Genomic DNA, 25,431 nt, shown 5'->3' on the forward strand with positions numbered 1-25,431 from the left:
TACGTAGAAACTACGCATTTGGATTTTATAAATTATCTCTGAGTATCAGGTACTTAGTTTGTACACTTTTCATGCTTAACTAATTTAGGAGAAATGTCATCTAAATAATTCATCCTCAAGCCACTTTATCGCCAATTCGAGGGATTGCTCATAACCTTGTGTAATTGACTTAGCTTTGATTTTCTTCGCTTTTCCGTAATCACTGTAAATAGCAACCAGTTGATTATCCATTGGCGGTGAAACCGGGTCACCTTCCAGAGCCAATGCCAAGATAGGAACGCTGGTTTTACTGTTTGACAGCAAACCTTGTACCTTGAGTGACCACGCCATCAACTGCCCAGAAAGGCTATTGATATCAACTGCCCCTTTACCAAGACGCGAAGCCAACACATCTAGATGCATCTTAGGCATCTGTTTCAGTTTGTCGGCATGAACAAAGATGTCGTGAATTGGCGCGCCTAAAGAGATACACGCTTTAATCTTATGTTGCTCAAGGAAAGATAGTCTCACCATCGCATTGCCACCAAAGCGGAAACCAAACAAGCCGACTTTGTGGTGATCGACCCATGGGATGTTAGGCAATTCATTCAGCACCGCTTGGTGAAGACAAGATGAGTCTTCTGTTAACGGCCAATGTGCACTGTGCCCTATCGATGGCATGTCTACTGTTAGCATGGCAATGTTCTTTGGTGCTAAGTAATCTCTAAACAAGCGCCACATATCGGTTTGCAAGCTATCTAGACCCGCGCTGACAATCACAACCGGTTGTGGTTTGTCTGTCTTAGTTAAATGCAAGTTCGCTTTGATCTTCTTGTTTTGGTATGGAATATCAATCTGTTTGACGATCAACTTAGTGTGCTTGATCGCTTCAGAATAGGCTGCGTTGGCCAACACTTGAGCCTGAGCTGCCAAGTTGTCGTTCTTGAGATGTGGGTAACCCGCAATACTGAAGCACAGCGATGCTGAAAACAGCTCTTCAGCCATCTCTTCACCGCTCTTCTCATTAGAACGATTTTGATGCTGCATACCCAGCTTGGTCCATTCGTATGCCCAGTTACCACTTCGGTAACCCATGACCGTATCAAGCCACTCGTCGATTGTACGAGAGTTATCTGATGACGCGATGCGAGCCAATACCGCTTCTTGCTCTATTGGATTAACGCCTTGCCATACCCACTGAAGACGTCTTAGGTTTCGATACCATGATGAGTTTTGCTGTTCACGCTTCTCATCCAATAACGCTTCAGAGCTTGGCATGTATTGTGTCAACATTGAGGTCTCTTTCGCCTGCTTGTGCTTTACAAACAACGTTTCCGAAAGGTTCGAGCTCGTTTCTTCTGGTTCAGACATTGGGATACTTAATAAGAAATGGTTGTCACTAATAATATAAAAAAAAATGACCCTATAAAGGGTCATTTCTCAAAAAACTAAGTTTACGCTTATTTTGACTTGCGATTTACTGGCTCAACGTAGCTTAGGCTAGTATCCCAAGGTTGCTCAATCCATGTGTCTTGAGCGATATCAACAATGTACTCGTCTAGCAAATCAGCACCAGATGGTTTTGCACATACAGCGATCAGTTTCGCTTTAGGGTACATTTCGCGAAGCTTACGTGCAGTGTCACCACTATCAACCAAGTCTTCAACGATTAGGAAGCCTTCGCCGTCACCTTCAGGTGCTTTAACTACTGTCATATCACGTTGGTGATCGTGGTCGTAGCTAGAAATACAAATCGTATCTACGTGACGAATACCTAGCTCACGAGCCAAGATTGCACCAGGAACTAAACCACCACGGCTTACAGCCCAGATGCCTTTCCACTGCTCTGCTGGCATTTGCTTTTCAGCAAGTTGACGGCAGTAAGTCTGCATGTTGTCCCAAGTGATAACGAATTTGTTGCTCATAGTATAAAACCTAATAATTTTGTCATGTTATTAGAGGCTATTTCAAACATAGCCTCTTCAGCGATTAAGCAGAAATCTAGACGATTAAGCGAAAATGTATTTAAGAATAAAGATAGCCGACATTACCCACACAGCAGGTGAAACGTCGCGACCTTTACCACTTAGCAGCTTAATTGCAGCGTAAGCGATGAAACCTAGTGAGATACCCTCAGCGATAGAGTACGTCAGCGGCATAAGCAGACATGTTACCACGACTGGTGCTGCTTCCGTAAGATCACGCCAATCAATGCCAACTAAGCCAGACATCATCAGAATTGCTACATAGAAAAGTGCACCTGATGTTGCGTAAGCCGGAATCATACCTGCAAGTGGCGAGAAGAAAAGAGCCAATAGGAATAAGATACCAACAACAACAGCCGTTAGACCGGTACGACCGCCTTCAGCGACACCCGCAACACTCTCAACATAAGAAGTAGTATTTGATGTACCTAGCAGTGCACCAATAGATGTTGCTGTAGAGTCAGCAAGCAGTGCTTTATTCAAGCGAGGTAGTTTGCCGTCTTCTTTGATTAGGTTTGCTTTCGTTGCAACACCAACCAGAGTACCCGCTGTATCGAACAAATCGACGAACAAGAATGCGAATACCACTGAAATCATACCGATTTCAAATACCGCAGAGAAATCAAGCTGCATGAATGTCGGTGCAAGGCTTGGTGGTGTAGACATGATGCCGCCGTATTGAACGTCACCAATAACAATACCAAGAGCTGTGATAGCTAGAATCGCAATCATTACTGCGCCTTTCACGCCACGGTGAACAAGAGCAATCGTTAGGAAGAAACCAAGTGAGCCTAAGATAGGAGCAATCGCGGTAATGTCGCCCAGTGAAACTTTAGTTGCTGGGTTAGAAACAACGATGCCTGCATTGCTAAGAGCAATAAACGCTAAGAAAAGACCGATACCTGCAGAGATACCAACACGCAGAGACATAGGGATCGAGTTGATAATCCATTCACGGATCTTAAAGATGCTTAAGAAGATGAAGATTACGCCGGATACGAAAACCGCTGCCAGAGCAACTTGCCACGTATAACCCATACCCATTACAACAGCGTAGGTAAAGAATGCGTTCAAACCCATGCCTGGAGCTTGAGCAATTGGGTAATTAGCAACAAAGCCCATGATGAAACAGCCAATAGCAGCCGCTAAACAGGTTGCTACAAATACAGCGCCATGGTCCATACCAGCATCAGCTAGAATCATTGGGTTTACAAAAATGATGTAAGCCATTGTTAGGAAGGTTGTTAGACCTGCGATGATTTCAGTGCGCACATTGGTGCCATTTTCACTGAGTTTGAATAGCTTTTCGAACATTATCGAATCCTATAAGGGTAAAAAGTAAACGGTTGCGTAATCGATTGGCTGTGGATTATAAAGTTATCAAATAACAAATTCCAGATAGAATTAAGGCTCTAATCGATATTTATCAGAATGCCGTATGAAACAAAGCGATTAAAAATAAAAACATTAGCGGTAAATAGTGTTTAAAAACAAACAATTAATAACATTACATTCAATGAAATTAGTTGGTTGTTTTTTCTACCATCGGTTATTTTCATTGAGAATCTAGCCAGTAAATTCTGAATTCAAACCCACAATAGTTATGTATTTTTCAACAGGATCAGTAATAAGGCGCAAATTGATATTTCGGCGTTTAAAAAACAACCACGCAGAACTGCAGGGAAAGTGACAAGCGAAAGCGGTTTGGAAAAGTAGCAGGCAAAAAAAACGCCACTCAAAACTGAGTGGCGGTAGAATCTGTCAACCAAAAGGGCTGTAAAAGAATTCCAATATATAGGGGTGAACAAAACTGTTCGAGTTACATGCTTACGGTATTAGTAACCAAAGCTTGTAGGGTATGCAAAGTTGCTAGTGTAAACAGAGCTGTTAATCCAGAACATTGCAGATGGTAAACCTTTCATAACTATCACCTTAATAAATCAATAAAAAACGAATTTGATTTCTCGGTTCCTTGGAGGCGATAAAACGGACTCATCCTTTGAGCATTTACTCTTCATCTCAGAAGTTGGTTATTAATATACCCTAAAGAAAAAAGATTACAAGTATTTTTTGCTATACGTCACACTTTTTGCCATTTACGGTTATTTTGCAAACTTATTTTCGTAATTAAATTACAGAATAGAATTAAACAAACGTTTGCTTGCGCCATTTATAAGCATCAAGGCGCTTAATTGTGATCAGGTGGACAAGATCGCTTTCAAAATTTGAGCTATTTGAGGTTTAGAACCGCTACTCGTCAAAACGCTCAAGTGGTATGCTGTTGCCATCAAAACAGACCCATATTTTAGATTTTTGTTCTAGGTTTTTACCCATACAAAACCTAAATATATGGTTATTAAATAAAAAAGGAGTCATCCGTGTCTGAATTCCATTCTGAGATCAGTAAATTATCCCCTGCCCCTATCTGGCAGTTCTTCGATAAGATTTGCTCAATCCCACACCCTTCTAAGCATGAAGAAGAGCTTGCTCAATACATTATTGCTTGGGCAACAGAGCAAGGCCTAGATGTACGTCGTGACCCAACGGGCAACGTATTCATCAAAAAGCCAGCAACGGCGGGTATGGAAAACAAAAAAGGTGTCGTGCTACAAGCTCACATCGATATGGTTCCACAAAAGAACGAAGACACAGTTCATGACTTCGCTAAAGATCCAATCCAACCATACATTGATGGTGAGTGGGTTACAGCTAAAGGCACAACGCTTGGCGCTGACAACGGCATGGGCATGGCTTCTTGCCTAGCGGTTCTTGCTTCAAACGAAATCCAGCACGGCCCTATCGAAGTTCTACTAACAGTAGATGAAGAAGCAGGCATGACTGGTGCTTTCGGTCTTGAAGCGGGTTGGTTAGAAGGCGATATCCTTCTTAACACCGATTCAGAGCAAGAAGGCGAAGTGTACATGGGTTGTGCTGGCGGTATCGACGGCGCAATGACATTTGAAATTGCACGTAACGCGATTCCAGCTGACTTTGTAACACGTAAGCTAACGCTAAAAGGCCTAAAAGGCGGTCACTCTGGTTGTGACATCCACACAGGTCGTGCAAACGCAAACAAACTGCTTGCTCGCTTCCTAGCGGGTCACGCAAAAGAGCTAGACCTTCGCATCGTCGAATTCAAAGGTGGTAGCCTTCGTAACGCGATCCCTCGTGAAGGTTTCGTAACGGTTGCTGTTCCTGCGGCAAACCAAGAAAAACTGGCTTCACTATACAACTACTACACTGAGCTGCTTTCAACAGAGCTAGGCAAAGTAGAAGACAGCATCGTGACTTTCAATGAAGAGGCTTCTGTAGAAATGGGCGCACTTGCGTCAGCAGACCAAGCTCGCTTTATCGCAGCACTTAACGCATGTCCAAACGGCGTGATTCGTATGAGTGACGAGATTGAAGGTGTCGTTGAAACGTCTCTAAACGTAGGTGTTATCACAACAGAAGAGAACTCAATCACAGTGCTTTGCCTGATCCGTTCTCTTATCGATTCAGGTCGTAGCCAAGTAGAAAGCATGCTTCACTCTGTTGCTGAACTAGCGGGCGCTAACATCGCGTTCTCTGGTGCTTACCCAGGCTGGAAACCAGACGCAGATTCAGAAATCATGCATATCTTCCGCGACATGTACGAAGGTATCTACGGTCACAAGCCAAACATCATGGTTATCCATGCTGGTCTTGAGTGTGGTCTATTCAAAGAACCTTACCCGAACATGGATATGGTTTCTTTCGGCCCAACCATCAAGTTCCCGCACTCTCCTGATGAGAAAGTGAAGATCGACACCGTTGAGCTATTCTGGAACCAAATGGTGGCATTGCTTGAAGCGATCCCAGAAAAAGCTTAATTCGATAAGCTATGTTTGTTTAATAAATGGTGTTTTACAGTAAACACCGTTTATCGACACAAAATAAAACAGGTACTCAATGAGTACCTGTTTTTGTATCTAATGAATCAATCTAGATTAAGCGCGTGAAGCCGCGTAGCTTTCTAGCTCATCAATTGAAGTTTGTGCCACAACTTCGCCATCGATGAAGTAAGTCACCATCTCGCCATCACGAACACCGATTAACGTCGCACGCTCACCAGACTGGTAAGTAATGTCCATTTGGATCGTGTTTTCATCAATCTGCTGCATTTGACCTTTTTCGATCACATCTGCACTCGTGATAGGACCCACTGGCGCTTCCGTTAGAGACGGATCAAGTTGGTGGTTGATGTCTAGGTAAGTATCAGTCTTAGTATCAAAGATGTGCGGAGCACCTGTTAGTGGGTTGCTACCTGTCCAGAACTCTAGTGAGTTGAATACTAGGTAATCGGCAGCAACTGTTAGACCGTATGCAGGTGCAAGTAGCATGTTCAAACCACCACGAGCGTAACGGTTATCAACAGCCTTGATGTTGAACTTCATTAGGTAACCCGTTACTGCGTTGCTACCAACACAGCCAGATAAAGCAACAGATACCACCGCTAGTGCTACAACTTTTGAAATTGTTTTTTTCATTTTGATCTCGATATTTGAATTTGGCCGCCAAAAAATGGCGGTGGATAATACCAACGAACTGAGTAACAAATATCAGCGCTAAATCAATGTATTGTCAGAAAATTCACAATTTGAAACACCCTTCAATTAGCCAAATAAAAAACTGAAACCAATTCAGAAGCCCCTTCATAAAAAACTTTTGTCGTCACCGTAAAGCGATTGATTCGTACTAAAAATCAACGATTGCTACATTCCGTGTTAACGAATTATCACCATGTTGAGAACAACCTAAATGGCAAGACTAAAACCTAATCAACCATTCGAATTACTTGGTTATACTGTTCAGCCAGGACAGCGAATGGAGATTGAACTGCAAGCGGCTCAGCTTTACACGCATTCTCCACTTTCGATCCCGATTGAAATTATTCACGGTCGCCAAGCAGGCCCAACACTGATGGTAAATGCGGCTATCCACGGCGATGAGCTAAACGGTGTTGAGATCGCACGACAACTGACGAACGCTATCGATCCAAAGAAACTGAAAGGGACATTAATTGTTGTGCCTATCGTTAACGTGTTTGGCTTTATCCATAAATCTCGTTACCTACCAGACCGTCGTGACCTAAACCGTTGCTTCCCTGGCAGTGAGAAAGGATCGCTAACATCACGCATCGCTTACACCTTCTTCGAGAACGTGGCAAAGCACTGTGATTACATTCTGGATCTACACACGGGCGCGATTCACCGTACCAATCTGCCACAGATTCGTGCAAACCTATCGAACCCTGAAACACTTCGCATCGCAAAAGCGTTCGCAACACCCGTGATCATTGATTCTCCACTGCGCGACGGTTCACTGCGTAGCGAAGCGGAAAAACTGGGTATTCCTGTATTAACTTACGAAGGTGGTGAAGCACTGCGTTTTGATCACCTAGCAATTCGAGCGGGTTACCTTGGCGTGCACCAAGTGATGAAAGAAATCGGCATGCTGCGCCCTAACCGTAAGAAGTTACCAGAGCCAGTATTGAGTAAATCCACCAGCTGGATCCGCGCTGAATCAGACGGTATTTTGCGTAACATGGTAAGACTTGGCGAACAGGTTGAAGCAGGACAAACCCTTGCTTACATCAGCTCTCCATTGGGTCACCAAGAAGGCCAAGTGATCACAACCAAAGGCGGTATCGTGATTGGTCAGCAGACTCTACCTTTGGTCAACGAAGGTGATGCTGTGTTCCACATCGCTTACTTCAAGCAAGACGATGAAGAAGTAGGACAATCAGTAGAAAGCTACATTGAAGAAGTGGCAGAAGATGATTGGCTAACTGCACTGAATAACTGATCAGACAATGCTTAACAGTTTAAGAGCTCGACGTTAAAAGCGAGAAGCCAAAACAGTGCTCTTAAACACAATAAAACAGAACTCCACAAACTAAAAAGCCCCAATACACTTTTAACTAGAAAGAAAAAAGTTGTATCGGGGCTTTTTTTTCACAAATCCCTTATCTTAAAATTAAGGGATCTATAAATTAGTCATGCACTGAATTACTCAGCGTCTTCTTGCTCTTCTGCACGAGCTTTAGCGCGCGCTTCACGTGCTTGCTCAGCTTTAAGCTCTTTAGTGTGACGTAGTTCGTCACGCTCTTTACGCTGCTCTGATTTACGCTCGTTACGTTCAGCTTGGTTAGCGATGAAAGATGCTAGCTCTTTCTCTGCCCACTCTTGTGCTAGAGCTTCAGTTTCGAAACCAGACTCACGCTTAGATACTGTAGTGCTGCGAGACGTTACTTGACGAGTAATCTCTGCACACCAACCGTTGCGTTTTTCTGTAAGGCGGATATCAAATTTTTTGTTCTTAGACATGTTCTATTTTTTCCTAAGGGAGATCATTAAGGGATCGGTCAACTTTGATAACTCCATCTAAGTGAGCATCTTTTAACACCATCCCTTGGTAAGCGCGGTATTAGAGCACAAATCAATGAATATTGCTGCAAATATTTGCAGCGGATCACACTCCAATGCTGCAAATCGTTTGCGCCTGATTTCAATTAGTTCGTAACTTCCAATTCACCATCAACTTCAGCCCTGTTTTATCGACAACAATGAAATGGACTATGCTCAAACAGAGATAAATGAAAGAGATACCTACTTACTCAGGTTTATAGACTCTACTGTCTCACCTACTCCGCTCATAATTAAAATAGCTAAGGAGTTGCTATGGATAGCTTCATCAAAAATTTACCCAAAGTTGAGCTGCACTTACATATAGAAGGCACACTAGAGCCAGAGCTGATGTTCCAACTCGCCAAGCGTAATGCCGTGTCGATTCCTTTTGAGACCCCAGACCAAGTTCGAGACGCGTACCAGTTTCACAATCTTCAATCCTTTCTCGACATCTATTACCAAGGCGCAAACGTACTGATTCATGAACAAGATTTCTACGACCTGACGTGGGCTTATCTGTTGAAGTGCCAGCAAGATAATGTGGTTCATACTGAGATATTCTTCGACCCTCAGACTCACACTGAACGCGGCATTGACTTTGAAGTCATCGTTGGCGGGATTACTCGAGCTTTGAATCAAGCGGAACAAGAACTTGGCATCAGCAGCCAACTGATCATGTGCTTTCTGCGTCACCTTGATGAAGACAGCGCTTTTGAAACACTCAAACAAGCCCTTCCCTATAAAGATAAGATCATTGCCGTCGGGCTAGATTCATCAGAACAGGGCAATCCGCCAGAAAAGTTTAAACATGTATTCCAAGAAGCGATCAACCAAGGGTTCCTGACTGTCGCACACGCCGGAGAAGAAGGCCCAGCACAAAATATTATCGACGCTCTGAGCTTACTAAGCATTACCCGAATTGATCATGGCGTTCGCTGTGTAGAAGATGAAGATTTGATGGAACAGCTAATAGCAAAACGTACACCGCTGACCGTCTGCCCGCTATCGAATACCAAACTCAAGGTGTTTGAGACCATGCAAGAGCACAACATCGTCGAGTTGCTGAGAAAAGGGCTGTGCGTCACCATCAATTCCGATGATCCGGCTTACTTCGGCGGCTATATGAATGATAACTTCCTCGCGGTCGCCAATGCTCATCCACTGACGAAAAACGAATTAGCGCAGTTTAGTATTAATGCCATCGAAGCCAGTTTTATCTCACCTCACGCCAAGGAAGATCTCATCACGCAGGTACGCCAATACCTTGCTGCGAATACTTAATAAGTTATCAAGATCAAAAAGGGAAGCTCTGAGCTTCCCTTTCAGTATGGTTCGATAACCCATTGGCTTAGCCCGGATGACCATCCACTCTTGGCGTTAACAGCATCATACCGAACTTCCAGATAAACAGCCCGAACGCTAACGTCCATAAACCGGCGCTGATGTTGACCATCTCAAATAAATACGCCGGGAAGAATGTTACACCTAAACTACGAACGAGTGCCGCAATAAAAATAGCCGAGAACGCCACAGCCATACTTGGCCCTTTATAGATAGCACGCCCAGTATGTCCCATTGTCACGCGCGTAATCATCGCCAGAATTAAACCACTCAAACCGCCAATCGCAAACAAGTGCAGCATGTTGTGGCTCGCGAATGGGTTGTCTAGCAAACCGCGTAGCAGCAAGCTGAGAGGGATACATAGATAAGCCGCATGCAGCGACCACACCAAAGGTTCTGATAGCGTTGTCCAAGGTTTCCAGCGGATAAAGCGCACCAACTGAGTCACACCTGCAAATACCATCAACTCATTGCCGACTTGAGCAAAGGTCAATGGGAAGAAGCTCAACACAAATAAACCAACCAAAGGTAGATTGGCTAACCATTCCAACCAAACCAAGGGCTGAGCTTTTTCGAAATAAAAACGACGTGCCGTGAAGAATGGGATAACTCGCCCACCCATCACTGATAGCAGCAAAGTAAACCACCACAACATGGCCTGCCAAACTGCAGACGATGGGAATGGAGGCATGCCCTTAATGGTCGCGTAACTAGCAAAGTTCGCCACGATAGCCAATATAAACAGCGGCACAAAGAACAGGTTCTTCCAGCCTTTCGACTTCACGACTCGGAAACCAATTTCGTAGGCGGCGAAGATTAAGAACAGCGCCTCAACCGACGAGATCAACCATAACGGAGCGGGTGTCCAAAATAGAATACGAGGTGCGAGCCACAAACCGACTAGCGCAGCTAATCGATAGTGCTTGGTGCCGTTGACACCCGTCCACGTTTGTACCGCCGTTAACACAAAACCAACCACTATCGCCATTGAGAAACCAAACAGCATTTCATGAACGTGCCACCAAAGCGCCGGTACTTTTAGCATTTCAGGCTGACCGTTTTGAAACATGATGACCCAAGCTACAATCGCAATCACGGCATAGAGACTGCCTAAAAAGAAGAAAGGTCGAAAGCCTAAACGCAGGTAGGCTGGAATCGCGTCTTCTACACTTTTATCTGTGATATTTAACAAACTCGCTCCTAATTCTCAGATAAGCGGCCAAGGTATTACCTAAACCAAATTTGGTGTGCATCAAACCCGATGCAATATGCAGAATCACATTGCATGAAACGCGCCAATTAGATAAAACCAGTAAAAACAGCGACTCACGAGATTCAATAGCCAATAAACAAGTCAAAAAAACACAACCAAAAGAGTCATAAAGACCTATAGGTGTGTAAATAGAAACTTACTGACTTTTGGTATCTCGCCACATATAGTAAGACTAGACTTAAATGGAACAACTCAGACAAGGAATGCGATGTATATTTTTGGTTATGGCAGTTTAATCAACTCATCTTCACGCCAGCTTACCGGTCAGACAGGGCAAGCGATCCCTGCGATTGTTCATGGCTTAATTCGCCATTGGAGCAAGATCGATGACAGCTATGTGTTATCACCTTTGATCGTCAATCTTGGTGAGGGACAAGTGAATGGTGTGTTGCTTGAGGTGGATGATATTTCACTAGCTGAGTTTGATCGCCGTGAGCGTGGTTATCACCGTATCGAATTAAAGGCCTCTCAGATAGAAAGCCAAGATGAATTCAAACAGGATCAACCGATCTGGGTTTACATCAAAGACGAGATTGAAGCACCTTGCGAAAACAGCCCTATCGTTCAAACCTACGTCGATACGGTATTAGCAGGATGTTTAGAGGTGTCTGAAAGCTTTGCGGCGCATTTTGTTAAACACACACAAGGTTGGCATCACCCATTAGAAAATGATCGCCACCAGCCTAAATACGGCAACCTTGCTGGGGTTTCCGATCACCATCACAGTGTGATTGATGGCTTGATACTAACTGTACGCAGCTAGTTGATTTAGGTTGGTGAACACATTGACTCACCAACCTAAAGTGAGCTTAAACGACACGAATACCTGCTGGCATCGCACGTTCAGGTGTTAGCAATACACTTTCAGATTCATCTTCCGTTTCTGCACAAAGCAACATGCACTCAGAAGTGTGGCCTCTCATCTTCGCCTTCGCTAGATTGCACAAAACAACAACCTGCTTACCCATCAACTCTTCTTCTGTGTAGTAAGGAACTAGGCTGGTCACCGTTTGCAGTGTCTTGTCACCAACATCCACTTGCACGATGTAGAGCTTGTCGGCGTTTTCATGACGCACAACCTCAATGATCTTACCCACACGCATTTCTAACTTAGCAAAGTCACCATAAGAGACAGTATCCATTTCTCACTTCCTATATTGATTTGTTTTCACTCATTAAATCATTTACTAAAATTAAGTAAAATGTAAATGTTTACACTAGCATTAAGCCTAATAATTACAAGCGGTAAAGATCTCATTACTGGAAGTAAAATGAGAGTTTCGTTGCCTTACTATCATTGTCGGTGTTAAATAGATGCAGCAATGTATAGAGGTTAAAAATGGCAACAATTAAAGATGTAGCAAAGGAAGCTGGTGTTTCTGTTGCAACCGTATCTCGAGTGATCAACAAGTCTCCCAAGGCGAGTGCAAGCTCGGTAGAGTCTGTAACTAAAGCGATGTCTAAACTCGGCTATCGCCCGAATGCCAATGCTCGAGCGCTGGTAAGCCAAAGCACGAACACTGTTGGCGTATTGGTCGGTGACATCTCCGATCCCTTTTTTGGCACGCTGGTTAAGGCTGTCGATAATGTCGCTCGTGAGAACGGAAAACATATCCTTGTCGGTAATGGCTCACACGATCGTGAAGAAGAGAGACAAGCGATTGAGTTGCTGATTAATAGCCGTTGTGACGCCCTGGTGATCCACTCGAAAGGCCTCACCGACGAAGAACTGATTGCCTATGCGAAAGAAGTCAAAGGCTTAGTGCTGATCAACCGTTATATTGCTGAGATTGCCAACCGTTGTATTTTCTTGGACAACAAGAAAGGCGCGTATCTTGCGACGGAATATCTGATCCGCCATGGCCATAAGAACATTGCCTGTATCGCCTCATCACATAGCATTGAAGATGCCGATGAGCGTATCCAAGGTTACTTAGCAGCACTCTCAGATTACAAAATAGCGCTCTCTGACAGCTATATTGAATACTCAGCGCCCACCAGTGACGGTGGCGAATACGCCATGACTAACCTTCTGACTAAGTCACTGCCAATCACTGGCATTGTGGCGTACAACGATTACATGGCAGCAGGTGCTTTGTCTGTCCTTGATGAAAACGGTATTCAAGCGCCAGACAAAATGTCGATCATCGGTTTCGATGATGGCTTGATTGCCCGCTATGTTCATCCAAAGCTCACCACTATTCGCTACCCGATTCAGATGATGGCAGAGAAAGCGACACGACTCGCGCTGCACTTAGCCAAAGGTGAAAACACCTCCACTGAACCAATGATGTTCTCTCCAACTCTGGTACGCCGCAATTCGGTAGAGAAAGTCTAAGTTCTGGCCGACTCATCAAGCAATAAACAAAAAAAAGCCCTAACAGAATCGCTTCTGTTAGGGCTTTCCTACCTTACTCAGATACTCAACAATCGCACTTAATAAACCGTACTCTTGTTGAGCGCCACTTTTGCTCATCCCCCAAGAAAAACGCGATAATTCACGTCATCCTATTCACAAGCAAAAGACATTGGCATAACCACTTTGAGCTAGAGCGTACTAGTTTGAAGAATCCCCCGAAAATTCAAACTGGTAACAGGTACTGTAGTTATATTCTTGTTCAGGCTTGAGAATACAACTGTCCTGCTTCCACTCTGGGTGGTTAGGAGAGTCAGGTAAGAACTGGGTTTCTAGCGCCAAACCAGCGTAGTCTTCATAGCTGCCACCACTTCGGTTTGGTGTGCCACCAAGCCAGTTTCCGGTGTATAGCTGCATTGCAGGTTTGGTTGAAAATACTTTTAGTGTGACGAGCGCATCTGGTGAGGTTACGGTCGCGGCACATTGAGTGCGTTTGCAGCCATCAGCCAATAAGAAAGAGTGGTCGTAACCCTTTGCTGCTTTCTGCTGTTCATCGCCCAACAAACGCTCTGAGATCATCATAGGCTGATTGAAGTCAAAGCTGGTCGATTTCACCGATTTAAGGTTACCTAACGGAATACCCACCGAATTGGTCGGTAAGAACTGATTAGCATTGATACTGACAATGTGTGACAAACAATCGTGTCCAGCTTCAGCGCCAAGTAGATTGAAGTACGCATGATTCGTTAGGTTGACTACAGTCGGCTTGTCTGTGGTTGCAGAGTAATTAATGGACACTCGATTGTCTTCGGTGATGTCATAACGCACCGACACATTCAAATTCCCCGGGAATCCTTGGTCGCCATCAGCAGACTCTAGAGTGAACACCACTGACGTTTCGGTTTGCTCAGCAATATTCCAACGGCGTTTATCAAATCCGTTCGGGCCACCATGCAAGGTATTGCCCGCTTGGTTGGTTTCCAGCTTGTAATTCTGACCATCAATTTTGAAACGACCATTAGCAATGCGGTTAGCATAACGGCCAACGGTTGTGCCCATATAGCTGGCTTGTTTATCGAAGTTCTCCATTGAGTTAACACCCAACAAAACTTCTCTTTTGTTTCCTTTTACTGGCAGAATACAGCTCAACCATGTTGCACCAATATCCATGAATGTCACTTGCATGCCATGCGTATTTGATAGCGTCACTAACTGAGCGGGTTGGCCATCATAGGCTGGAGTCTGCGTCATGGATTGATGCAGGTTTTGCTCTTGTGTCATTCTAAATTCCTTCTAGTGCCAGTAAAAAGCCTCTACCTGAAGTAAAGGCTTTAGTATTTGGCCTACCATGATCTTTTTACTTGGTAAGCTCTATATTAAGTCTCGAAGCCGTTAGATTACTTCAACTAAGCCTGCTCCGTCTTTCGCTTGGCACACATAAATAGATTCTTTTAGCCCCGTCGCCGCTTGATATTTCTGTTCAACGGTTGTTTTGATTTCATCAACCAATGCAGGTGGAACCAATGCCACAATACAACCACCGAAACCACCGCCAGTCATACGCACGCCACCTTGGTCACCGATCACTTCTTTGACCATATCAACCAGCGTATCGATTTCTTTCACCGTGATTTCAAAATCATCACGCATTGATGCATGCGATTCAGCCATCAGCTCACCCATGCGTTTCATATCGTGAGTGCGCAGAGCTTGAGCCGCTTCAACAGTACGGTCATTTTCAGTAATCACGTGACGAGCACGTTTCGCGACCATTTCATCTAACTCAGACTCTTTCGCTTTGAACTGCTCAATGGTCACATCACGAAGTGCCGGAACACCAAAGATGCGCGCCGCTTCTTCACACTGTTCACGACGTGTGTTGTATTCGCTGTCGACCAAGCCGCGTTTCTTGTTTGAGTTGATGATAACCACAGCCATATCTTCTGGCATTGAAACCGCTTGAGTCTCTAGGCTACGACAATCCAAAAGCATCGCATGGTTTGCGCGACCTTCTGCAGAGATCATTTGGTCCATGATGCCGCAGTTACAGCCCACGAATTCGTTTTCAGCTTGTTGACCATTAAGCGCCACTTCGGCTTGGCTGATCTCTAGGTTGTAAAGCACCTTGAATGTTTGACCAATCACCACTTCCAATGCCGCAGAAGAACTTAAACCTGCACCTTGAGGCACGTTGCCCGTTACAGAGATGTCTGCACCTGTAAATTCAAAGCCGCGACCTTTTAAGCACTTCACCACACCACGAATGTAGTTCGCCCACATCTTGTCTTGCTGGAAGGTGATCTCTTGAGTTAGGTCGAACTCATCGACTGCATTACCGTAGTCCACTGATACTACGCGTACAATGTTGTCGTCACGCTTAGTCGCTGCGACTACCGTTTGGTAGTTAATGGCACACGGTAGAACAAAACCATCGTTGTAGTCAGTGTGCTCGCCGATCAGGTTCACACGACCTGGTGCTTGGATAATATGAGTCGCTTGGTAACCAAGGACTTGCTCAAAAGATGCTTTCACGTTTTGGATTAGATCAGACATAAGTAAACTCTCTGGTTAAACTCTTTGTTCAATTGGTTATGGCCCCTTCATGGCACCACTTTAATTCTTTTAGATTCCCTATCTCGTTCGTCTCTCACGGTAGGGAATGACAACATCAGCGACCAAGCTTCTAAGCTCTTAAACTTATGGGCTTCTCATCTGCCGTCATTCCAGAATCGAGGGACGAGATATCAGGAATCTCATTCGTTATCTACGAAGTAGGCTATTCCTGCTCTTTGTAGTGAACGTCACTCAAATCACGCAGACGTTGCGCCGCCTGTTCTGCGGTTAAATCACGCTGAGACTCAGCCAACATTTCGTAGCCGACCATGAATTTACGAACCGAAGCACTGCGTAACAATGGCGGGTAGAACAAGGCATGCAGCTGCCAGTGATCGATATCCGTACCTTCTTCGAAGAACGGCGCATAGTGCCAGCCCATTGAGTAAGGGAATGAGCATTGGAACAAGTTGTCGTAACGACTGGTCAGCTTCTTAATCGCAAGCGCTAAATCATCACGCTGCTCGTCAGTCAGTTCGCTCATACGACGGATGTGTGTTTTTGGTAGCAACATGGTTTCAAATGGCCACGCTGCCCAGTAAGGCACCACAGCAATCCAATGTTCAGTTTCAACCACAGTGCGAGAGCCGTCTTTCATTTCAGCGTCAACGTAATCCACTAAAAGATTCGAACCTTGTTGTTCGAAGTACTCTTTTAACAGTTTCTCTTTGCGTTCAATCTCGTTGGGTAAAAAGCTGTTTGCCCAGATTTGACCGTGTGGGTGTGGCTGAGAACAGCCCATGGTCTCACCTTTGTTTTCAAACGCTTGAACCCATAGGTAGTCTTTACCTAGCTCTTCAATCTGTTCATTCCATGTGTCGATAACACCGCGAATCTTGTTTACTGGTAACTCTGGCAGCGTTTTGCTGTGGTCCGGAGAAAAACAGATCACGCGGCTCAACCCGCGAACACCTTGAGTCTTGAATAGAGGGTTTTCAGACTCTGGAGCGTCAGGTGAATCGGGCATCAAGGCCGCGAAATCATTACTGAATACGTAAGTGCCGTCGTAATCTGGGTTTTCGTCGCCCGAGATACGCGTATTGGTTGGGCACAAGAAACACTCTTTCTCGTACGCAGGAAGCTGCGCGGTCGATGGTTTTTCATCTTGGCCACTCCAAGGACGTTTTGCTCGGTGCGGTGAGACTAAGATCCACTGACCCGTTAATGGGTTATAACGACGATGCGGGTGGTCTACTGGGTTAAATTCAACTTTTGACATGTTTAGATTGCTCTCAAATTTTGTGTCTTGGTCAATTCACCAAGATGAATAATTCTTCTACAAGGAGATTCCCTATCACGCTCGTGCCTCGCTGTAGGGAATGACGTTCAGAAATCGTAGTTTTTAAATTCGTCATTCCAGAATCGAGGTACGAGATATCTGGAATCTCTTTTCTCAATAACCTAAAAGTTACTTAGTAACCTTGTGGATTATTCGACTGCCAATTCCACGTATCCGCTGTCATCTCCATCACACTACGCGTCGCCTTCCAGCCAAGCTCGCGCTCTGCTTTTTCAGTGCTTGCCCAACATTCGGCAATATCACCTGCGCGGCGTGGACAAAGTTCATAAGGAACCGGTTTGCCCGATGCTTGTGCGAAGGCTTCAACCATCTCGAGTACACTTGAGCCTTTGCCCGTACCTAGGTTGTAAATGTGTAAACCCGCTTTCTCGCCAACCACTTTTAGAGCTGCGACATGGCCGTCCGCTAAATCCATTACATGAATATAGTCACGAACGCCTGTGCCATCGACTGTTGGGTAATCGTTTCCAAAAACAGCCAGTTTTTCACGGCGACCGACGGCTACTTGAGCAATAAACGGCATTAAATTATTTGGGATACCTTGTGGGTCTTCACCCATAGTGCCCGATGGGTGTGCGCCGACTGGATTGAAGTAACGCAGTAAAGTCACGCTCCAATCGTTCTCCGCGTTGAACAGATCGCTCAAACACTCTTCCACCATATATTTGCTGCGACCATAAGGGTTCGTGGTTTCACCTGTTGGTGAGCTTTCGGTGATCGGCACAATCTCAGGGTCGCCATACACGGTTGCTGAAGAGCTAAACACAATGCTTTTCACGCCTGCTTTCTTCATGCTGCGCGCTAGAACCAGAGAACCATTTACATTGTTATCGTAGTACTCCAAAGGCTTAACTACTGATTCTCCCACCGCTTTTAGGCCAGCGAAATGAATCACGGCTTGGATATCGTTTTCTGAAAACACGCTATCTAGAAAAGATTGGTCACGAATGTCGCCAAGATAAAACGTTGGTCGCTTGCCAGTTAACGATTCGATTCGTTCCAGCACTAGCTCTTTGCTGTTGCAAAGGTTATCAACAATGATCGGCTCCATACCTGCCTGTATCATTTGAATGCATGTATGACTTCCGATGTAACCCATGCCGCCCGTAACCAGTACTTTCACAATCAACCTCTCTTTGTCGTCATTCGTGGGCTAACTCGAACTGACATTCAGCTCAGTAGCACCGTATGTCAGAAATAGTAGCAGCCATTTTGACTATAATTCTGTGATCAAAACCACGAAGTGTAAACGTTTACACTAACTTTCATCATTGGAACTGATCATGACATAGAGAGAACGTATAGCTGTTAACCTCTAATTCATTGAATTTTAATAAGATAATTATAGATAGTTAGATTTGAGACATCACAGATGAGTTGAGCATTTATTTTACTAAAAGTTAATGCAATGATGTCCAGTTTGATTACAATAGGTCTGTAGAATAAAGAGGTGCATTGCTTTTTTACTAAATACCAATTTCAAAGCAGCGCAATGTTCCAATAACAGGAAGTGAGTATGGCAACGTTAAAAGATATCGCGACTGAAGCGAATGTATCATTGGCTACAGTTTCAAGGGTTCTCAATGAAGATCCAACATTAAGCGTCAAGGAAGAGACCAAAAGACGTATCTTTGAAATTGCAGAGAAGTTGGAATACAAAACCAGCAGCTCACGAAAAACCGTTAGCAGTAAAAAACAAAACCACCACTTTCTAGCACTGTATAACTACAAACAAGAAGCGGAAGTTAACGACCCTTACTACCTATCGATTCGCCACGGGATTGAAACCCAATGTGAAAAGATGGAAGTAAAGCTAACCAACTGTTATGAAAACAAAATACAAATCAACTCAGCGCCAATCACCGGTGTTTTGTTGGTGGGAAGAATGACACCAGAGGTTATCGAGCAAGCTAAGAAGCTGAGCGATAATATCTGTTATGTCGATTTTACCGATCACTCAGAACCTTATGACTCTGTCGATATCGACCTGGCTTTGATCAGCAAAGAGATCACCAACTTCTTTATCAACCAAGGCTATGAGCGCATCGGCTTTATTGGTGGCCAAGACGACGTCAACACCCCTGATATTCGTGAAGTCGCTTTTGCTGAATATGGTGGCCTCAAGAACGTTGTCAGCGAGCAAGATATCTACCGTGGTGACTTCTCTAGCTCTTCAGGTTACAAGCTTGCAAAACAGATGCTCGCGACGGGCAACTACCCTAAAGCCATGTTTATTGCCTCAGATTCCATCGCAATTGGCGTTTTACGAGCAGTTCATGAGCACGGATTAAACATTCCTGAAGATATTGCGCTGATCAGTGTAAACGACATCCCAACAGCTAAATTTACCTTCCCATCTTTATCGACTGTTCGTATTCACTCTGAACTAATGGGAATTCAAGGCGTTAACCTGCTGATTGAGAAAGTACGTGACGGCCGAACTATCCCACTACGTGTCTATGTACCAAGCAAACTTAAGCTGCGCGACACAACAAAATAATTAAATATATCAAATAGATAAATAAAGGCCACCTTTGTTGAAGGTGGCCTTTTTTGTGCCCATCACATACATCAATCGACACATATTCCCCTCCTTAACCTGCTGCATAAAACAGCCAATAGCATTCTTTTAAGTGGATCACACAGCACCGTAAAAAGACCATAAAAAACGTGATGAAGTTAAAGTAAAACGTTTTCACCAATTTCATTTAGTAAAACTTTTACTAATAATTACCTCAGTCCAAAAATACTCGTATTCACTACGACCCAATTACGCATAAGAACGTCGGTCAGCAAACTGCATTCAGACCGAGAGAGAGGCAACGTGAACAACTGGGAAAACTTCCTGAACTTACATGAGAACCGTATGGCACCGCGTGCATACTTCTTCTCGTACGCATCAGAAAAAAATGCAAAAACGTTTCAGCGTGAACTGAGCAGCCACTTCCAACTATTGAGTGGTCAATGGAATTTCAGCTATTTCACCAATCCGCTATTGGTTCCTGAAGAGTTCTATTCTCAGGAAATGAGCGACTGGGGCAACATCACGGTTCCAAACATGTGGCAAATGGAAGGCCACGGCGATCTTCAATACACAGATGAAGGTTTCCCATTCCCAATTGATGTGCCTTTCGTACCATCAGACAACCCAACCGGCGCATACCAACGCTCTTTCTTCCTTGGCGAAAGCTGGGACGAGAAACAAACCATCATCAAATTTGATGGCGTTGAAACTTACTTCGAAGTTTACGTAAACGGCGAATACGTGGGCTTCAGCAAAGGCAGCCGCCTAACCGCTGAGTTCGATATATCTAACCAAGTAAAAGCAGGCAACAACCTACTTTCTATTCGTGTGATGCAGTGGGCCGACTCTACCTATATTGAAGACCAAGACATGTGGTGGACGGGCGGTATCTTCCGTGACGTTTACCTAGTAGGTAAAGAACAACTGCACGTTCAAGACGTTACCGTTCGCACTGACTTCGACGACGCTTACCAAAGCGCTACCCTGTCGTGCAAAGTGGAACTAGAAAACCTAGCAGCAGCGGCAAACGCAACCCTTGAGTACGCATTGCTTGATGGCAGCCAAGTTATCTCGCAAGGCTCTGTAGATAACTTAAGCGTCGATGGCAATGCGAATACTCAATTCTCTATTGATGTGGTTAACCCAGTTCAATGGAACGCTGAGAACCCTTACCTGTACCAACTGCTGCTGACGCTAAAAGACGCTGACGGCAAGGTGTTGGAAGTGATTCCACAGCGCGTTGGTTTCCGCGACATTAAAGTTCGCGATGGTCTGTTCTACATCAACAACAAATACGTGATGCTGCATGGCGTGAACCGTCACGACAACGACCACCTGAAAGGTCGTGCGGTTGGCATGGATCGCGTAGAGAAAGATTTAGTGTTGATGAAGCAACACAACATCAACTCAGTACGTACTGCGCACTACCCGAACGACCCTCGCTTCTACGAATTGTGTGATATCTACGGCCTATTCGTGATGGGCGAAACCGATGTTGAAACGCACGGCTTTGCTAACGTTGGCGACCTAAGCCGCATCACTAACGATGCTGCATGGGAAGCTGTGTTTGTTGAACGTATCGAACGTCATATCCACGCTCAAAAGAACCACCCTTCTATCATCATGTGGTCTCTAGGTAACGAGTCTGGTTACGGCTGCAACATCCGCTCTATGTACGATGCTGCAAAAGCAATTGATGACACGCGTCTGGTTCACTATGAAGAAGACCGTGATGCTGAAGTGGTCGATATCATTTCAACCATGTACTCACGCGCTCAACTGATGAATGCCTTCGGTGAATTCCCACACGAAAAACCACGCATCATCTGCGAATACGCACACGCAATGGGTAACGGCCCGGGCGGTTTAACTGAATACCAAAACGTGTTCTACAAGCATGACGCAATTCAAGGTCACTATGTTTGGGAATGGTGTGACCACGGCATTCTAGCGCGTGATGAAGCAGGCACAGAGTTCTACAAGTACGGCGGTGACTACGGTGACTACCCGAACAACTACAACTTCTGCATGGACGGCTTGATCTACCCAGACCAAACACCAGGCCCTGGCTTGAAAGAGTACAAACAAGTGATTGCCCCAGTGAAGCTTCGCGATTTCGATGCACAAACGGGCACCTTCACAGTAGACAACAAGCTTTGGTTCTCAAACATCGATGACTACACCATCACTGCGGAAATCCGCGCTGAAGGTGAGACCATTGCTGTACAGCACATCAAGGTTGAAGAACTGGCTGAAAACTCTAGTCGCGAACTGACGCTTAGCTTGCCACAATTTGATGAGCGTGAAGTGTTTGTGAACTTTACGGTTCGCAAGGATTCTCGCACTTCATACAGCGAAGCGAACCACGACATCGCGGTTTACCAGTTCCAAGTGAAAGAGAACACAGCACAACTTGAAGCTTTCACTAACAACAATGCAACGGCACTGAATGTTGAAGAGTCTCGTCTTGCTTACCTAATCAAAGGCCACAACTTTGCGCTGAACTTCTCGAAAGTGAACGGCAAACTGACGTCATGGTTGGTCAATGGTGAAGAGATGATCAAGTCAGAACCACGAATCAACTTCTTCAAGCCAATGATCGATAACCACAAGCAAGAACACGATGGTTACTGGGAACCTGCACACCTACAGATCATGCAGGAACACTTCCGTAGCATTGACCTTGAGTTCGTGAATGTCGAGCAAGTGAACGGCAAGGTTGAAATCACGACCACCAGCATCATTGCTCCACCAGTATTTGATTTCGGTATGCGTTGTGAATATCGCTACCAGATCAGTGCAGAAGGTCAGTTAAACGTTGAGCTAAGTGGCGAGCGTTACGGTGATTACCCTCACGTGATTCCAGTGATTGGTTTCGATATGGGTATCAACGGCGACTTCGACCAAGTTCAATACTACGGCCGCGGCCCTGAAGAGAACTACCAGGACAGCAAGCAAGCCAACATGATTGATGTTTACCAATCAACCGTGGCAGACATGTTCGAGAACTACCCGTTCCCACAAAACAACGGCAACCGCCAACACGTTCGTTGGGCTGCGCTTTCAAGCCGTGCGGGTAATGGTATTGCAGTAAAACCACAGCAAGAAATCAACTTCAGCGCATGGTTCTACACCAATCAAAACCTACACCAAGCACAACACACCATTGAGCTAGAGAAGAGCGGTTACATCACGCTAAACCTAGATCACCAAGTGATGGGCTTAGGCTCTAACTCTTGGGGCAGCGAAGTGCTCGACTCTTACCGCGTGTACATGGACGAGTTCCGCTACGGCTTAACTCTGATTCCATTCCAAGCAGGCGATTGCGACGCGCAGCACCTAATCAATCATAACTTTGGTGATGAGTTCTTCACGGCAAATACGCCAACAACTCAACCACAACAGAACGAGGCATAAGCGATGATCGTTTTAGACACCTTAGAACAATTTAAAGTCGTTTACCGCGATGGTCGTAAATGGCAACGCTGTGTAGAAGCGATTGAAAACATCGGCAACATCAAAGATGGCGTGATGTATTCCATTGGTGACTCACTGGCTTACATGATTGAAGACGGTGTAGCTCGTAACACCGAATACTTCACCGGTAACCGCCGTTATTTCGATGTGCACTACTACTTGGAAGGTCGTGAAACGGTCGAGTTCGCTGATAAGTCTCAACTTGAACAGACCCAAGCTTACAGCGATGAAACCGACCGTGAACACCTCATGGGTAACGGCGAGACTCATGAGTTAGTTGAAGGCCAAGTGGCGATCTTTGATAACAGCAAAGCTTACCGCTTTCACGGTGATAACCGAGTTCGCAAAGTGGTGCTGAAAGTGACCATTGAAGACGGCTACTTCCTTAACAAGTAAGTAACGGAAGCTAAATAAGTAACCGATATTAAGCTACCGAAGCCAAACAGCTGAAAGTAGCAACCACAAGATCTATTCACAGTGTGACTGAGGCTTGCCGTTCAAGACTCAGCCACACTGCAAACGCCTTTATGCTTTCTCCCTACAAGGAAGCTTAAAGATATAACGACTATAATTACGTGACCCTTGGAGGACACTATGTCTGAATCTGTACGCGGTAAGTTAGGCAAATTTGCCCTACTCTCCATGACATTTGCAGCGGTATTTAACGTTCGCAACATTGTAAACAACAACATCGAATTGGGATTGAGTTCTGCTCCTATCTTTTTGCTTGCGACCCTTATTTACTTCATTCCGTTCGTATTCATTATTGCTGAATTCGTATCAGCAAATAAAAATTCTGAGTCAGGCATGTACGACTGGCTTAAAAAACCGCTAGGCTCAAAAGCAGCCTACCTAGGTTCGTTCCTATACTGGTTCGTAAACCTTTTCTGGTTTGTATCCCTGCTACCAAACGTAATCGCCTATGCGTCTTACGCGATGTTGGGATATGAATATGCCTTCTCGCCAGTCGTCACATCGGCTATCTCGATTGCTCTATTTGCGGCAGCGACTCACATCTCAACCAAAGGCGCGAGCTGGCTAGGTAAGATTGCCGAGATCGTGGCATACGGTGTATTCGCTCTGTTTGCAATCTACGTTATCGGTGCACTAATGGCACTTGGCGGCAACCATGAACCAGTAGAACCAATCACGCTTGAAGCAATGACACCGACAATCAACTGGGCAACGCTAGGTATCATGTGTTGGATCTTCCAAGCAGCCGGTGGTGCTGAAACCGCAGCCGCTTACCTAAACGATGTTAAGGGCGGTCATAAGTCTTTCATCAAGGTTATCATTGGTGCGGGTATCGCAATCGGCGCAATGTACGCAGTGGGCTCTCTACTTGTTAACGTATTCGTTGCTCGTGATGAACTGACCTACGCTGGCGGCATGGTTGAAATCTTCACAGGTATGGCGAACTACTTCGACATCTCACAATCTCTAACGGGTCGCTTCGTCGGTATTATCCTATTCGTTGCTATGTTCGGTTCGATGATGATGTGGACAGCAGCTCCAGTAAAAATTCACTTCTCTGAAATTCCTAAAGGTGTTTACGGCGAGAAGACAACAGAGCTTAACGAACACGGTGTGCCAGTACGTGCAGCTTGGTGGCAGTTCGCGTTTGTATTCGTGATGCTTGTAGTTAACGGCTTCGGCTCGGAATCAGTACAAGACATGATGAACACAGCAATCAACCTAACCGCTGGTACAGCAATGCTTCCGCCGATCTTCATCATGGTGGCGTACTTTGTATTCCGCTTGAAGCATGACGACACACCACGTGATTTCCGCATGGGTACTCGAGTTCAAGGTATGGCTGTTGTATCTGTACTTATCGGCATCTTCGTTGTGAGTATGACGGCATCTGCATTCCCAACAGGTGTTGACCTAGTTCAAGCCTTCTTTATCAACGTATTCATGACAGCGGTATTCTCTGGTCTCGCTTGGTGGTGGATCTCGCGCTTTGAAAAAAAGCAGGCAGGTAAAGACGCAAAGCTAGAAACAGCTAAGCAATCGTAGCACTCTGCATTCCCCCAACTTTAAAAGCGCCTACTAAGGCGCTTTTTTTTGTTTTAAATCAGATAATTAAAAGGAAATTCGATAAATAAAAACGGCGTTCCGTCAAGGTTTCAGCTCACGAAAAACACCAATTAAT

The 25,431-nt window shown here is 45.0% G+C and carries 20 protein-coding genes; 9 read left to right on the forward strand and 11 right to left on the reverse strand.

The window, feature by feature from the left end; genetic code table 11:
• Nucleotides 1-96 precede the first annotated feature (96 nt).
• The 3 genes from frsA to IQQ51_RS15710 all read right to left on the reverse strand — a co-directional run bounded on the left by frsA (nt 97) and on the right by IQQ51_RS15710 (nt 3,278).
• Entirely contained in the window at nt 97-1,350 is a 1,254-nt protein-coding gene (gene frsA / locus IQQ51_RS15700; RefSeq protein WP_050619967.1) for an esterase FrsA, read from the reverse strand.
• An 89-nt stretch (nt 1,351-1,439) separates the two neighbouring features.
• A complete protein-coding gene (tet(34), locus tag IQQ51_RS15705; protein WP_009847475.1) occupies nt 1,440-1,904 on the reverse strand; it encodes an oxytetracycline resistance phosphoribosyltransferase domain-containing protein Tet(34) in 465 nt (154 codons plus the stop codon).
• A gap of 84 nt (nt 1,905-1,988) precedes the next feature.
• Nucleotides 1,989-3,278 carry an NCS2 family permease gene (locus tag IQQ51_RS15710; protein ID WP_017060789.1) on the reverse strand — a complete coding sequence of 430 codons (1,290 nt, stop codon included), beginning with the start codon at nt 3,276-3,278 and terminating at the stop codon, nt 1,989-1,991.
• 1,064 nt (nt 3,279-4,342) lie between these two features.
• Here IQQ51_RS15710 and IQQ51_RS15715 point away from each other — a divergent pair.
• Entirely contained in the window at nt 4,343-5,815 is a 1,473-nt protein-coding gene (locus tag IQQ51_RS15715) for an aminoacyl-histidine dipeptidase (RefSeq protein WP_017060790.1), read from the forward strand.
• A gap of 117 nt (nt 5,816-5,932) precedes the next feature.
• Here the strand turns inward: IQQ51_RS15715 and IQQ51_RS15720 are convergent, their stop codons facing one another.
• Nucleotides 5,933-6,472, reverse strand: a complete 540-nt coding sequence (locus IQQ51_RS15720) for a DUF3332 family protein (protein ID WP_048605541.1) — start codon at nt 6,470-6,472, stop codon at nt 5,933-5,935.
• Between the two features lie 271 nt (nt 6,473-6,743).
• Between IQQ51_RS15720 and IQQ51_RS15725 the strand changes: the two genes are divergently transcribed.
• Complete coding sequence (locus IQQ51_RS15725) at nt 6,744-7,790, forward strand: succinylglutamate desuccinylase/aspartoacylase family protein (RefSeq protein ID WP_017060792.1); 1,047 nt, start codon at nt 6,744-6,746, stop codon at nt 7,788-7,790.
• A gap of 203 nt (nt 7,791-7,993) precedes the next feature.
• Here IQQ51_RS15725 and IQQ51_RS15730 read toward each other — a convergent pair whose 3' ends face one another.
• Complete coding sequence (locus IQQ51_RS15730; protein ID WP_017056240.1) at nt 7,994-8,311, reverse strand: DUF3622 domain-containing protein; 318 nt, start codon at nt 8,309-8,311, stop codon at nt 7,994-7,996.
• A gap of 354 nt (nt 8,312-8,665) precedes the next feature.
• Between IQQ51_RS15730 and IQQ51_RS15735 the strand changes: the two genes are divergently transcribed.
• A complete protein-coding gene (locus IQQ51_RS15735) occupies nt 8,666-9,673 on the forward strand; it encodes an adenosine deaminase (RefSeq protein ID WP_193841547.1) in 1,008 nt (335 codons plus the stop codon).
• A gap of 67 nt (nt 9,674-9,740) precedes the next feature.
• On the opposite strand, the gene IQQ51_RS15740 is transcribed toward IQQ51_RS15735, so the two are convergent.
• A complete protein-coding gene (locus IQQ51_RS15740; protein ID WP_193841548.1) occupies nt 9,741-10,925 on the reverse strand; it encodes an NnrS family protein in 1,185 nt (394 codons plus the stop codon).
• A gap of 289 nt (nt 10,926-11,214) precedes the next feature.
• On the opposite strand from IQQ51_RS15740, the gene IQQ51_RS15745 reads away from it, so the two are divergent.
• A complete protein-coding gene (locus IQQ51_RS15745; protein ID WP_193841549.1) occupies nt 11,215-11,769 on the forward strand; it encodes a gamma-glutamylcyclotransferase family protein in 555 nt (184 codons plus the stop codon).
• A gap of 46 nt (nt 11,770-11,815) precedes the next feature.
• Here IQQ51_RS15745 and IQQ51_RS15750 read toward each other — a convergent pair whose 3' ends face one another.
• The gene (locus IQQ51_RS15750) at nt 11,816-12,148 is read right to left on the reverse strand and encodes a tRNA-binding protein (protein WP_017060796.1); all 333 of its coding nucleotides are present in this window, start codon (nt 12,146-12,148) and stop codon (nt 11,816-11,818) included.
• Between the two features lie 197 nt (nt 12,149-12,345).
• Here IQQ51_RS15750 and IQQ51_RS15755 point away from each other — a divergent pair, with 197 nt between their 5' ends.
• Nucleotides 12,346-13,344, forward strand: coding sequence for a substrate-binding domain-containing protein (locus IQQ51_RS15755; RefSeq protein WP_048605550.1), 999 nt, complete (start codon nt 12,346-12,348; stop codon nt 13,342-13,344).
• Between the two features lie 219 nt (nt 13,345-13,563).
• Here IQQ51_RS15755 and galM read toward each other — a convergent pair whose 3' ends face one another.
• The 4 genes from galM to galE all read right to left on the reverse strand — a co-directional run bounded on the left by galM (nt 13,564) and on the right by galE (nt 18,398).
• Nucleotides 13,564-14,643, reverse strand: a complete 1,080-nt coding sequence (gene galM, locus IQQ51_RS15760; protein WP_061038698.1) for a galactose-1-epimerase — start codon at nt 14,641-14,643, stop codon at nt 13,564-13,566.
• 111 nt (nt 14,644-14,754) lie between these two features.
• A complete protein-coding gene (gene galK / locus IQQ51_RS15765; protein ID WP_193841550.1) occupies nt 14,755-15,915 on the reverse strand; it encodes a galactokinase in 1,161 nt (386 codons plus the stop codon).
• Nucleotides 15,916-16,138: 223 nt separating this feature from the next.
• Nucleotides 16,139-17,194, reverse strand: coding sequence for a UDP-glucose--hexose-1-phosphate uridylyltransferase (locus tag IQQ51_RS15770; protein WP_193841551.1), 1,056 nt, complete (start codon nt 17,192-17,194; stop codon nt 16,139-16,141).
• Nucleotides 17,195-17,387: 193 nt separating this feature from the next.
• On the reverse strand, nt 17,388-18,398 hold the full coding sequence (gene galE, locus IQQ51_RS15775) for a UDP-glucose 4-epimerase GalE (protein WP_193841552.1): 1,011 nt from the start codon (nt 18,396-18,398) through the stop codon (nt 17,388-17,390).
• 393 nt (nt 18,399-18,791) lie between these two features.
• Here galE and ebgR point away from each other — a divergent pair, with 393 nt between their 5' ends.
• The 4 genes from ebgR (at nt 18,792) to IQQ51_RS15795 (ending at nt 25,295) form a co-directional block, all read left to right on the forward strand.
• On the forward strand, nt 18,792-19,775 hold the full coding sequence (gene ebgR, locus IQQ51_RS15780) for a transcriptional regulator EbgR (protein WP_193841553.1): 984 nt from the start codon (nt 18,792-18,794) through the stop codon (nt 19,773-19,775).
• A 324-nt stretch (nt 19,776-20,099) separates the two neighbouring features.
• Complete coding sequence (ebgA, locus tag IQQ51_RS15785; protein WP_193841554.1) at nt 20,100-23,216, forward strand: beta-galactosidase subunit alpha; 3,117 nt, start codon at nt 20,100-20,102, stop codon at nt 23,214-23,216.
• 3 nt (nt 23,217-23,219) lie between these two features.
• On the forward strand, nt 23,220-23,672 hold the full coding sequence (locus IQQ51_RS15790) for a beta-galactosidase subunit beta (RefSeq protein WP_193841555.1): 453 nt from the start codon (nt 23,220-23,222) through the stop codon (nt 23,670-23,672).
• A 198-nt stretch (nt 23,673-23,870) separates the two neighbouring features.
• Nucleotides 23,871-25,295: an amino acid permease gene (locus IQQ51_RS15795; protein WP_048605567.1), complete on the forward strand. Its 1,425-nt coding sequence runs from the start codon at nt 23,871-23,873 to the stop codon at nt 25,293-25,295.
• Nucleotides 25,296-25,431: the final 136 nt, after the last annotated feature.

This window comes from Vibrio sp. OPT18 (assembly GCF_015163615.1).
Classification (GTDB): domain Bacteria; phylum Pseudomonadota; class Gammaproteobacteria; order Enterobacterales; family Vibrionaceae; genus Vibrio; species Vibrio coralliirubri.